The 10,966-nt window shown below is 67.6% G+C and carries 11 protein-coding genes; 4 read left to right on the top strand and 7 right to left on the bottom strand.

The features are described 5' to 3' along the window. Window positions 1-22: 22 nt before the first annotated feature. Both QLQ85_RS07820 and zapE read left to right on the top strand, forming a co-directional pair. On the top strand, window positions 23-517 hold the full coding sequence (locus QLQ85_RS07820; RefSeq protein ID WP_282738478.1) for a GNAT family N-acetyltransferase: 495 nt from the start codon (window positions 23-25) through the stop codon (window positions 515-517). Continuing rightward, complete coding sequence (gene zapE / locus QLQ85_RS07815) at window positions 514-1,689, top strand: cell division protein ZapE (protein ID WP_282738477.1); 1,176 nt, start codon at window positions 514-516, stop codon at window positions 1,687-1,689. The genes QLQ85_RS07820 and zapE overlap by 4 nt, the downstream gene beginning before the upstream one ends. A 134-nt stretch (window positions 1,690-1,823) precedes the next feature. Here the strand turns inward: zapE and QLQ85_RS07810 are convergent, their stop codons facing one another. The 7 genes from QLQ85_RS07810 to QLQ85_RS07780 all read right to left on the bottom strand — a co-directional run bounded on the left by QLQ85_RS07810 (window position 1,824) and on the right by QLQ85_RS07780 (window position 7,779). Continuing rightward, window positions 1,824-2,279 carry a hypothetical protein gene (locus QLQ85_RS07810; RefSeq protein WP_282738476.1) on the bottom strand — a complete coding sequence of 152 codons (456 nt, stop codon included), beginning with the start codon at window positions 2,277-2,279 and terminating at the stop codon, window positions 1,824-1,826. Window positions 2,280-2,319: 40 nt separating this feature from the next. Further along, window positions 2,320-2,646 carry an ArsR/SmtB family transcription factor gene (locus tag QLQ85_RS07805; RefSeq protein WP_240569067.1) on the bottom strand — a complete coding sequence of 109 codons (327 nt, stop codon included), beginning with the start codon at window positions 2,644-2,646 and terminating at the stop codon, window positions 2,320-2,322. A gap of 155 nt (window positions 2,647-2,801) precedes the next feature. Then, a complete protein-coding gene (locus QLQ85_RS07800; RefSeq protein ID WP_282738475.1) occupies window positions 2,802-3,851 on the bottom strand; it encodes an SPFH domain-containing protein in 1,050 nt (349 codons plus the stop codon). A gap of 2 nt (window positions 3,852-3,853) precedes the next feature. After that, a complete protein-coding gene (locus QLQ85_RS07795; protein ID WP_282738474.1) occupies window positions 3,854-4,348 on the bottom strand; it encodes an NfeD family protein in 495 nt (164 codons plus the stop codon). Between the two features lie 144 nt (window positions 4,349-4,492). After that, window positions 4,493-5,524, bottom strand: a complete 1,032-nt coding sequence (proX, locus tag QLQ85_RS07790; RefSeq protein ID WP_282738473.1) for a glycine betaine/L-proline ABC transporter substrate-binding protein ProX — start codon at window positions 5,522-5,524, stop codon at window positions 4,493-4,495. A 96-nt stretch (window positions 5,525-5,620) separates the two neighbouring features. Further along, window positions 5,621-6,526, bottom strand: coding sequence for an ABC transporter permease (locus tag QLQ85_RS07785; RefSeq protein WP_282738472.1), 906 nt, complete (start codon window positions 6,524-6,526; stop codon window positions 5,621-5,623). Continuing rightward, window positions 6,523-7,779, bottom strand: a complete 1,257-nt coding sequence (locus tag QLQ85_RS07780; protein ID WP_282738471.1) for a quaternary amine ABC transporter ATP-binding protein — start codon at window positions 7,777-7,779, stop codon at window positions 6,523-6,525. The genes QLQ85_RS07785 and QLQ85_RS07780 overlap by 4 nt, the downstream gene beginning before the upstream one ends. 316 nt (window positions 7,780-8,095) lie before the next feature. Between QLQ85_RS07780 and malE the strand changes: the two genes are divergently transcribed. Together malE and malF are read left to right on the top strand one after the other, a co-directional pair. Continuing rightward, window positions 8,096-9,286, top strand: coding sequence for a maltose/maltodextrin ABC transporter substrate-binding protein MalE (malE, locus tag QLQ85_RS07775; protein WP_282738470.1), 1,191 nt, complete (start codon window positions 8,096-8,098; stop codon window positions 9,284-9,286). Window positions 9,287-9,356: 70 nt separating this feature from the next. Beyond that, a complete protein-coding gene (gene malF, locus QLQ85_RS07770) occupies window positions 9,357-10,946 on the top strand; it encodes a maltose ABC transporter permease MalF (RefSeq protein WP_282738469.1) in 1,590 nt (529 codons plus the stop codon). The last annotated feature ends 20 nt before the right edge of the window (window positions 10,947-10,966 follow it).

The following is a 10,966-nucleotide window of genomic DNA, read 5'->3' as shown; positions in this document are numbered from 1 at the left end:
GACATGCCACGGAGTGACGACGATGACGCCCCCCCTGAGGATCGAACGGCTGAGCTTCCGCTCGTCCCATATCGCCATCGTGGCGGCCTGGACCCATGCCGAGTGGGGGCATTTGACGCCCGGCGAGACACGGGCCTCGCGGCGGGTGGGGCTGCGTGATGAGTGCGGCCCGGCCGGGGTGCCGTCGGTGTTCGTGGCCCTGGTCGATGACGAGATGGGAGGGGAGACACCGGTGGGCACGGCCAGCCTGGTGAGCGACGACATGCGCGTGCGCCGCGAGCTGAGTCCCTGGCTGGCGTCGGTGTTCGTGCCGCCCGAGTGGCGGGGGCAAGGCATCGCCTCGCGACTCGTTCGGCGGGTCGAGGCCGAGGCGGCCGCGAGCGGACTCGCCTGTTGCTACCTGTTTACCCCGGATCAGCAGGCGCTGTATCGCCGGCTGGGCTGGCAGGATCACGAGGCGCTGAACTACCGGGGCGAAGACGTGACCATCATGATCCGCCGCCTGGACGCCGAATGACGGCGGCCTCGCCCCTGGCGACCTATCGGCGGGCGGTGGAACGCCACGGTTTCGTGGCGGACGAGGCCCAGCAGTCGGCAGCCGTCCGGCTCGAGCGCTGCTTCCATGCCGTGCACCGGGACGCTGACGCGGTGCATAGTGAACGGATACCGGGCGTCTATCTCTGGGGACCGGTCGGGCGCGGCAAGACCTGGCTGATGGACGGCTTCCATCGCGGCCTCCGGGTGCCGGCCCGGCGCCTGCATTTCCACCATTTCATGCGCTGGGTTCACCGGCGCCAGTTCCAGCTGCGCGGGACCGCCGACCCCCTGGCGGCCCTGGCCCGTGAACTGGGTGACGAGGTTCGGGTGCTGTGCCTCGACGAGCTGTTCGTCAGCGATATTGCCGATGCGATGCTGCTCGGCCGGCTGCTGGGCGCGATGTTCGATCACGGGGTGACGCTGGTCTGCACGTCCAATCAGGCACCCGACCAGCTCTATGCCGATGGCTTCAACCGCGAGCGTTTCCTGCCGGCCATCGCCGCCATCGAGCGCCATATGCAGGTGGTCGAGCTGGATGGCGGCCGCGATCACCGGCTACACCCCGGCAAGGCGCACCCGCGCTACTGGGTGAAGCCGCCCGCTCGACCGAGTGCGCTGGGCGCGGTGTTCGAGCGGTTGAGCGCGGGCGAGGCACGCGACGATGGACCCATCGAGCTGGGACATCGCCGCATCGCAGTGCGGTGCCGCAGCGCGACGGTGGTCTGGTGCCGCTATGTGGATCTGTGCGAGCAGCCCCTGGCGGCCCTGGACTTCATCGCCCTGGTCGACCGCTTCGACCATGTCCTGATCGGCGAGGTGCCGCGTCTGAGCGACACGCATCGTGTCGGTGGCATCGCACGCGGTACCGAGGATGGCGCCGAACGCGTGGTGGCCGGGGAGCGGGAACTGCCGCCGCTGTCCCGCAAGGACGACGGCGTGCGCCGCTTCATCGCCCTGGTCGACGAATGTTATGACCGGCGCACGCCGCTCTACCTGGAGGCCGAGGTGGCGCTGCCCGATCTCTACCCTCGCGGCTACCTGGCCTTTCCGTTCCAGCGCACCCTGAGCCGCCTGCAGGAAATGCAGCTGGAACGCTTCGGTATCGGCCCGTCGGTTGATCGCTGGACCACTGCGCCAGGAGATCCCGAATGATCGATCACCGGGAGATCGTTCGATTGATCGCCGAGTCCCGCCACCTCGTCCGGATCGCGGCCTGACGGCTGTTCCACGAGCCCGGACCGCGGTCAGGTGCTCTCGTCGGATATCCGCGTCATCGGTGCCATGGCCTATGTCGTGTCGGCGGGCTTGCGCGGCAGGTAGGCGTCCAGCCCCCACAGCAGGATCCCGAACAGCAGGTGCGGCAGCAGGGAGGCCGGAATCAGCCGGGGACCGATACCCAGCCCGGCGATCCCCCAGCCCACCACCGGAAAGAAGATCACCAGGATCACCAGCCACAGCGCCGCGGCAAGCCCCAGGGCCGTCTTGATGTTGCGTTGCGGGAAAAAACGCACGAACACCACGCACCAGAAGGTCACGTAGACGGTGTGGAACAGCAAGCCGACGGGTAGCGGCAGGCTGCGTGCCAGGATCGTTTCGGCGAAGGCCAGCGAGGGCGGTTGGGGGAAGGGAGAGACCCCCAGCCCCATCAGGGCACCCATCACCAGCGCCGTCAGCAGGGAAACGATCAGCCCGATTCCAATGGCGCGAGGCCAGGAACGGCCGGAGGGTTGGACATCATTCATGCTGAACTCCTCGATCCGAATGGGCGTGAGCGAGCCGACGTCACCGTCTTGCGGAGGGGCAGCGCGGGCCACACGCCTCGGGCGTGTCGGCACAGCAGGCGCCCACCAGGCCATCCGCCAGATCGAGCAGGTCGCTGAAAGCCGCGGTATAGATCATGAACTGCCCTTCCCGGCGTGAGCTGACCAGGCCGACATGGGCCAGCTTCTGCAGGTGGAACGTCAGGGCGCTGGGCGCGATGCCCAGGGATTCCCCCAGTTTTCCGGCCGGCAGGCCGGCGGGACCGGCCCGTACCAGTGCCCGCACGATCGCCAGGCGCACGGGATGCGCCAGGGCGCCGAGTCGTTTGACCATCAGCTCATCGTTCATGTGTTTCATCATTACATGAGTTCATGAATTATTGAAATATCGATTATGACTAGGATCATGACGAGTATCGGTGATGCCGCGATGCCCTTCACCAGCGCGCCGCACGCCGCGCTCGGCCAGGGCTTGCCCGGGCGTTCGCGGCGTGCGGCATTCGCTCAGCCGCCCGTGGCGGCCCCCCCGACCACGCCGCCGCGCAGGCCGCTGTGGTTGCCGTTGGCCCTCAGGTGGCTGGCCACGGCGTCTTCCGGGGAGCCGGCCATCTCGCGGAACATGCCCATCGAGCCGAGCAGGGCGCTGGATTCGTAGGGCACGAACACACGCTCCCCTTCACCGGCCATGTTCGGCAGGACCTTGATGTAACTCTGGCCCAGCAGGTAGCCGACCACGGTGCGCTTGTTCTCCTCGCTGTCGCCGATGGCATTGAGGACCAGCTTGATCGACTCCTGCTCGCCCTGGGCCCGCAGGATGGCCGACTCCTTGTCGCCCTGGGCATTGAGGATCGCCGATTCGCGCTGCCCCTGGGCCTTGGCGATGGCCGCGGCCTTCTCGCCCTCGGCCTCGGTCACCGTGGCGCGACGCTTGCGCTCGGCGGCCATCTGCAGGCGCATGGCGGTCTCCACCTCCTCGGGCATGGCGATGTCCTGCACCTCGACCCGCGAGATCTTCACCCCCCACTTGGAGGCGGGCTCCTCCATGGCGGCCTGGATCTCGTTGTTGACCTCGGCGCGGGACTCGAACAGCTTGTCGAGCTCCATCTTGCCGACCACCGACCGCAGGGTAGTCTTGGCCAGCACCTCCACCGCCTGGCTCATGTTCTCGACCTCGTAGACGGCCCGCTTGGGGTCGATGATCTGGTAGTAGAGGGCGCCGTTGATGGTCACCGTGACATTGTCGGTGGTGACCACCGGCTGGCCGGGGAAGTCCATCACTGTCTCGCGGCGGTCGATGCGGATCTCGTCGCTGGTGATCGGATGGTACTCCTCGCCCATCTTCCGATAGCGGATCATGGTGATGGCGCGGGGCTGCTCGATGAAGGGGATGATGATGTTGATCCCGCTCTCGAGCAGCCGGTGGAACGACCCCAGGCGCTCGATGACCAAGACCTCGGACTGGCGCACGATCACCAGCCCCTTGACGATGACCAGGATGCCGATGACGACGATGATCAGGCTGAGGATCAGGCCCGGGCTGAATGGTAGATCCATGTTCACTGCTCCCTGTGTGGTGTGGATGAGACGCTTGTCGTGGAGGAATCGGGGGGGATGGGCGAGACGAGGGCAGTCGTGCCGTCGAATCGCTTGAAGGTCACCCGGGTACCCGCCGGCAGCTCGGTGGCGCCGGTTTCCACCACCCGCAGGCGGTAGAAGTCGCCGTTGATCTTGATGCCGGTGGCCCCGTCGAAGTCGCGCTTGAGGGTGGTGTAGGTGCGATGCTTCTCCACCCCGGTGCCGGTGGTGCCGTAGGCCACGCCACGGGGCGAGAACCGCGGCCGGATCACCATCACCGCCAGCGGCACCAGCAGCCCCGAGAACACGCCCATGCCCAGCAGCTGCCAGGGCAGCGCCAGCTCCAGGGCGGCCAGGCCGGCGGTCAGGGCGGCGGCCACGCCCAGCGCCAGCAGCACCAGCCCGCCGGACATCAGTTCCGAGAGGCCCAGCAGTAGGGCGATGGCCAGCCAGAGATAGGCGAGGTTCCAGTCCATGGGGGCTCCGATCCCGAGGTTGAGGCAGACAGCTCAGAGAGTAACAGATTGTCATTCCTCGGTAGTGCTCTTGTCAGTGGAATCGTGATGCCTTGCCCGGTTCGACACGGCCACGCCCCGAGGCGTGGTCGTGTCGGGCCGGCCTTACTCGGCGGCGCCGCGGGCGGCTTCCAGCCATTCGTCCACGGTGTCGCGGTTGGCGGCGATCCATTCGGCCACCAGCGGACGCACCTCGTCGTCCCTGAGATTCTGTTCGTCCATGGCGCCGTCCACCTCGCTGATCCACTCCAGCGGCAACCGCACCTGCCGGAACAGCTCGGCGGCGGCCGGGTTGGCCTCGAGGAAGTCGTTGTTGGCGGCGACCTGGATATCGGCGGCCACAAAGCCCATCTCGACGGGATCGCTGACTGCGCCCTCGACACCCTCGGTCCGCTCGGCCTCGTCCTCGACGATGCCCGGGGCGTTGATCCACATCACGTCATCGCCGGGCACCAGCGACAGCAGCCAGGCGCTGGGACCCCAGGTGTAGTAGAGCGCCGGTTCGCCGTTCTGGATGCGCGACAGGGCCTCGGCGAAGTTGGCGGCGTAGCCGGCATCCACGTGGTTGATATGGTCGCGCAGCTCGAACTTGTCGAGCATGGCGTTGATGCCCTCGTGGCAGCCCCAGCCCGGGGGGCAGCCGAACAGGTCGGCCTTGCCGTCACCGGTGGCGTCGAAGGCGGCCTTCACCTCGTCGCGGGTGAAGTCATTGATCCCGGTGATGTCGTACTCCTCGATCGACGGGGTATCCACCAGGTAGCCCTGGATGCCGCAGGCCGGGCAGTGGGGATCGAAGAGGGTGGCAACATCGTGGAAGCCATCCGGGAGCTGCGGGTCGTGCAGCGGGAACCAGCCGTTGGGCCAGTAGTGGGCGTCGCCTTCGGTGATCGCCAGGTAGGCGACCGGGTTGGAGAGCGAAATGGGAGTCTGCACATCGTAGCCGAGTTCCGTGAGCAGCTCGACGAACACCCAGCTCACGGGCACCGCCGAGGTCCAGGTCGCCACGGCCGGTTGCACCGACACGCCCTCGCCGGGTTGGTCGGCTGCCGTGTTCTCGGTGGCGGTGAGGGCCCAGGCCGCGGCGGCAGCCAGTATGGCCCACTTCAGCGGACGCACAGTACGGGCATGGAGTTTCATCGCTTCAGCCTCCCAGCATGTTGTGAACGACAGGGAAATCGCTGCCCTGCCCCGGTGTCTTCGGTCGTCTGCGCGGTCGTGTCACCTCCTTCCCGGTCAGGGCGCTTGCTTGCTGTCCTTGCCGGGGCCCTTGTCACCCAGCCCCTGGGTGATGCGGTCCAGGACCATGGCCAGCAGCACGATACCGATGCCGCCGACGAAGGCCTGCCCGATATTGAGCCGCTCGAGCCCGGCGTAGACCTCGAGGCCGAGGCCGCCGGCCCCGATGATGGCGGCGATCACCACCATGGACAGGGCGAGCATGATGGTCTGGTTGAGCCCGGCCATGATGGTCGGCATGGCCAGGGGAAACTGCACCTTCCACAGGATCTGGCGTGGGGTGGAGCCGAAGGCCACCGCCGCCTCGATATACTCCTGGCGCACCTGGCGGATGCCCAGGTTGGTGAGGCGGATCATCGGCGGCATGGCGAAGATGATGGTGGCGATCAGCCCCGGCACGTTACCGATGCTGAACAGCATCACCGCCGGCACCAGATAGACGAAGGGCGGGGTGGTCTGCATGATGTCGAGAATCGGGCGCATGGCGTTGGCGAAGCGGTCGCTGCGCGAACAGAGGATGCCCAGCGGCAGGCCGATGATCATGCAGAACAGCACCGCGGTGGCGACCAGCGACAGGGTGACCACCAGGGCATCCCAGACGCCCATGAAGCCCACCAGGGCGAAGGCGATCAGGCTGAACAGCCCCACCCGCCAGGAGGCGGCCCGCCAGCCGACCAGGAAGATGCCGATCAGGAACAGCCCGGGGGGGATGCCCCCCAGGGTCGTCTGGGTGAAGCCCATGACGCCCCGCACCGGCGGGCTGACATAGGTGCGGAAGAAGTCGCGGAAGTTGCCGACGATCCAGTTGACCGCGTCGGTGATCCACTGCCGCACCGGCAGGGCCTCGAGCAGCCCGAAGGGATCGATGAGCAACTGGCGCAGGAATTCGAGGAACTCGGTCATGGTGACACCTCCTCCCGGGCCGGCTGCGGTTCGCTGCCGGCTGCCGGCCCGCGCTTCTCCAGGATGCCCCTGATCAGCTGCGGCTCGTCGATCAGGCCGACGACACGGCCATCCTCCTCGGTCACCAGCACCGGCAGGGCGGAGCGGGTGCGTCCCCGCAGCACCCGTCGCAACACCGTTGCCCGCGGGCACTGCATCAGCAGGTCCTCGCGGCGGGTCTGCGGCGCCTCGGAGGCCAGCACGGTCTCCAGCGGCTGAATCTCCAACTCACGATCGCCCAGCCGGGCCCGGCGCAGGCGGCCGTGATCATCCAGGCCGTACTGCAGCTCGGGCAGGTCGCGGCTGGCGACGAAGCGCACCCCCTCGGCGTCTGCCTGCCGGGGGAAGGCCTGGGGATCGAAGGGCAGGGCGATGGTGCCGGCGGTGATCACGCCGGTGGGGTCGGCATGCTCCACGAACCGGGCGACGTACTCGGTGCGCGGATTGACCAGGATCTCCTCGGGCGTGCCGAGCTGGACGACCTTGCCCTCCTCCATGATGGCGATGTGGTCGCCGATGTGCATGGCTTCGTCCAGGTCGTGGGTGATGAACAGGATGGTGCGGCCCAGCTGCGCCTGGATCCTCTTCAGCTCCTGCTGCATGTTGACCTTGATCAGCGGGTCCAGGGCCGAGAAGGGCTCGTCCATCAGCAGCACCCGGGCATCGGTGGCCAGCGCCCGGGCCAGCCCGACCCGCTGTTGCATGCCGCCCGAGAGCTCGGCCGGGTAGGCGCGGCCCCAGTCGCCGAGCCCCACCATCTCCAGCATCTCCCCGGCGTGGCGCAGGCGTTCGGCCGACGGACGGCCCTGGACTTCCAGGCCATAGGCGACATTGGCGAGCACCGTACGGTGGGGGAAGAGGGCGAAGTGCTGGAAGACCATGCTCATGTGGTACTTGCGCAGCTGGCGCAGGCGTTCCGGGGACAGCCCGGTGATGTCCACTTCCCCTTCGTCGGGGTGCTGGAAGAAGATGTGCCCGGCGGTGGGCTCGAACAGCCGGTTGACGCAGCGGATCAGGGTCGACTTGCCGCTGCCCGAGAGCCCCATGATGACGAACACCTCGCCGGGCTCCAGGGCGAAGCTGACCTTGTGCACCCCCAGCACATGGCCGGTCTCGGCCTGGATCTCGCTCTTGCCCTTGCCCGCCTCCAGCAGCGGCAGCACCGACGCCGGGGCGGGGCCGAAGATCTTGGTGACGTCCTCTGCGCGTATCAAGCCGATCACTCCCGGCTCCGCTCGCGTCGTTCGGCGTTCTTGTGGGCGGAGCCCCGTTGCCCTACGTCACAGGCTAGCCCGCATCCTGCCCCCGCCGGCACGACACGCCTCCGGCACCCAGGGACCGGGATGCCCCTACCAGTATAGCGGCTCAATCGGGTTCGGCCTGACCGCCATGACTACGCCCCACCCATACGCCACCCCTGCGCCCCTCGGGGAGGAGGTCGTCGACGCGGCGATTGGCGAGGCTAGCAACGTTCGACAGTCACGCGTCGGACACGACGCTTGATAACAACAATCAGGAGGTACGAGACCCATGATCAAGGCACGCCACGGTTTCATGTTCCCGCTACTGGCCGCCACCCTGGCCGCCGGTCTCTCGCTGCCCGCCATGGCCTTCGAGGACGACCGCCTGACCATCTGGATGGGCGACAACAAGGGCCCCGAGGGCATCCGCGAGGTCGCCGCCCGGTTCACCGAGGATACCGGCATCGCCATCGAGATCGTCCACCCCGACAACCTCACCGACCGCTTCCAGCAGGCCGCCGGCAGCAGCCAGGGACCGGATATCGTGATCTGGGCCCACGACCGCATGGGCGAATGGGCCCAGAGCGGCCTGCTCACTCCGATCTCGCCGTCGGACGGCTTCCGCGAACGCTACTTCGACTTCACCTGGGACGCCGCGCTGTGGAACGGCGAGACCTATGGCTACCCGATCTCGGTGGAGTCGCTGGGGCTGATCTACAACAAGGCGCTCGTCGACCAGGCGCCGGAGAGCTTCGAGGAACTGGCGGCCCTGGACGCCGAGCTGGCCGAGCAGGGCAAGAAGGCGATCCTCTTCGATTACAGCGAGCCCTACTACGGCTGGACCCTGCTGGCCGCCAACGGCGGCTACCCCTTCCGCCAGACCGAGGACGGGTTCGACGTGGCCGACATCGGCGTCAACAACGAGGGGGCCGTCCAGGGTGCCGAGCTGCTCGTCGGGCTGATCGAGAGCGGCGTGCTGCCCCGCGGCACCGACTACAACCTCGCCGATACCCGCTTCAACCGCGGCGAGGTGGCGACCATGATCAGCGGCCCCTGGGCCTGGAGCAACCTCGAGCGCAGCGGCATCGACTTCGGGGTGGCGCTGCTGCCCAGGGTGGGCGACCAGCGGGCCCGGCCGATGTTCGGGGTGATGACCGCGATGATCAGCTCGGCTTCACCCAACGACTTCCTGGCCATCGAGTTCCTCGAGAACTACCTGCTCAGCGAGGAGGGGCTGCGCACTTTCAACGGCGACGGCTCGCTGGGGGCGGTGGCCCACATCGCCTACCAGGAGGCGCTGGAGAGCGACCCCAACATCGCCGCCACCCTGTCCAACGCCGAGGTCGGCATGCCGATGCCCAACATCCCCGAGATGGGTGCCTTCTGGGCCGCCATGGAGCCGGCGCTGCAGAACATCGGCAGCGGCCGCCAGTCGCCCCGGGAGGCCCTCGACGCCGCGGCGCGCCGCATGCGCCAGTAACCGATGCCCCTTCATGCTCACCACGGGCCGGCGCGGCACGCCGCATCGGCCCATCCCGCAGGACACTCCCATGTATACCACCAACGCCTCCCGAGGCCTGCCGCGGCATCGTTCGCGTCACCTCGGGGAACGCTATACCCGCTGGGCCCTGCGTGCCCTGGTCGCCACCCTGGTCCTGGCCCTGCTGTGGCTGGTGCTGGCCTTCCACCTCAACGGCCAGTGGATGTTCGCCCTGCTGTTCCTGGTGCTCGGTGCCGCCATGGCGGTGGTGTTCACCCGGCGCAGCCTGATGAGCCACCGCTACATCTTCCCGGCGGTGGCGGGGCTCGGGGTGTTCGTGATCTTTCCACTGCTCTACACCATCGGCATCAGCTTCAGCAACTACAGCTCCAGCAACCTGCTCAGCGAGGAGCGGGTGCGGGCCCAACTGATGTCGCGCAGCTATCAGGAGGAGGGGGCCGCCTTCCCCTTCTCGCTGTACCGCGAGGGCGAGCTCGTCCGGCTCTATCTGGAGGCGGAGGCGAGCGGCGAACTGGATGAGGTCATGGCGGGGCAGCGGCGCTTCGTGACCGCGCCGCTGAACCTGGCCAACGAGGAGGCGCGGACCATCGACGTCCAGCCCGTGGAAGCCCCGCCGCAGGCCGAGCCGCTGGCCATGCGCGAGGTGATCTCGGCGCGCGGCGCCCTGCAGGCCCTGACCCTGGTCACCCCGGAGGGGGTCGAGCTGCGCATGGCGGGCATGAGAAGCTTCGCGCCGATGCTCGACCGCTACCAGGCCCGCGACGACGGTTCGCTCTACGATCGCCGCGACGACCGGGTGCTGACGCCGGATCAGGAGACCGGCTTCTTCGTCACCGACGACGGCGCGACGATCACCCCGGGCTGGCCGGTGGCGGTGGGGCTCGACAACTACACCCGCATCGTCGCCGACCCGGACATCCGCGGGCCCTTCGTGCAGATATTCGTCTGGACCTTCGCCTTCGCCGGGCTCACCGTGCTGTTCACCCTGATCGTCGGCTTCGTGCTCGCCTCGCTGCTGCAGTGGGAGCAGCTCAGGGGCAAGGCGATCTACCGCACGCTGCTGATCCTGCCCTACGCGGTGCCGGCCTTCATCTCGATCCTGATCTTCAAGGGGATGTTCAACCAGCACTTCGGTGAGGTGAACATGATCCTCGACTCGCTGTTCGGCATCCGCCCGGAGTGGTTCACCGACCCCTGGCTGGCGCGCACCATGCTGCTGATCGTCAATACCTGGCTCGGCTATCCCTACATGCTGCTGCTCTGCATGGGGCTGATCCAGTCGATCCCGAAGGATCTCTATGAGGCCTCGGCGGTGGACGGCGGCGGCCCCGTCACCAACCTGCTCAAGATCACCCTGCCGCTGATCCTCAAGCCGCTGACGCCCCTGCTGATCGCCTGCTTCGCCTTCAACTTCAACAACTTCGTGCTGATCGCCCTGCTCACCGGGGGGAACCCGGATATCCTCGGCGCCAGCACGCCGGCGGGCACCACCGACCTGCTGGTCAGCTACACCTACCGCATCGCCTTCCAGGACGCCGGCCAGAACTTCGGCCTGGCGGCGGCCATCGCCACCCTGATCTTCCTGCTGGTGGCCGGCATGTCGCTGCTCAACCTGCGCCTCTCCAAGGTCAAGGTCTGATTCACACGGTCTCAGGAGCT

This window comes from Halomonas kalidii (genome assembly GCF_030010475.1).
Lineage (GTDB): Bacteria > Pseudomonadota > Gammaproteobacteria > Pseudomonadales > Halomonadaceae > Halomonas > Halomonas heilongjiangensis.
The sequence above is the reverse complement of the archived record's forward strand: the minus strand, read 5'-3'. Positions and strand labels throughout refer to the sequence as shown.

Excerpts from the sequence above, each read along its gene's own strand:
- QLQ85_RS07785 (WP_282738472.1), bottom strand. The coding sequence starts at position 6,526 with ATGACCGAGTTCCTCGAATTCCTGCGCCAGTTGCTCATCGATCCCTTC.
- proX (WP_282738473.1), bottom strand. The coding sequence starts at position 5,524 with ATGAAACTCCATGCCCGTACTGTGCGTCCGCTGAAGTGGGCCATACTG.
- zapE (WP_282738477.1), top strand. The coding sequence starts at position 514 with ATGACGGCGGCCTCGCCCCTGGCGACCTATCGGCGGGCGGTGGAACGC.
- malE (WP_282738470.1), top strand. The coding sequence starts at position 8,096 with ATGATCAAGGCACGCCACGGTTTCATGTTCCCGCTACTGGCCGCCACC.
- QLQ85_RS07810 (WP_282738476.1), bottom strand. The coding sequence starts at position 2,279 with ATGAATGATGTCCAACCCTCCGGCCGTTCCTGGCCTCGCGCCATTGGA.
- QLQ85_RS07820 (WP_282738478.1), top strand. The coding sequence starts at position 23 with ATGACGCCCCCCCTGAGGATCGAACGGCTGAGCTTCCGCTCGTCCCAT.
- QLQ85_RS07805 (WP_240569067.1), bottom strand. The coding sequence starts at position 2,646 with ATGAACGATGAGCTGATGGTCAAACGACTCGGCGCCCTGGCGCATCCC.
- QLQ85_RS07800 (WP_282738475.1), bottom strand. The coding sequence starts at position 3,851 with ATGGATCTACCATTCAGCCCGGGCCTGATCCTCAGCCTGATCATCGTC.
- QLQ85_RS07795 (WP_282738474.1), bottom strand. The coding sequence starts at position 4,348 with ATGGACTGGAACCTCGCCTATCTCTGGCTGGCCATCGCCCTACTGCTG.
- malF (WP_282738469.1), top strand. The coding sequence starts at position 9,357 with ATGTATACCACCAACGCCTCCCGAGGCCTGCCGCGGCATCGTTCGCGT.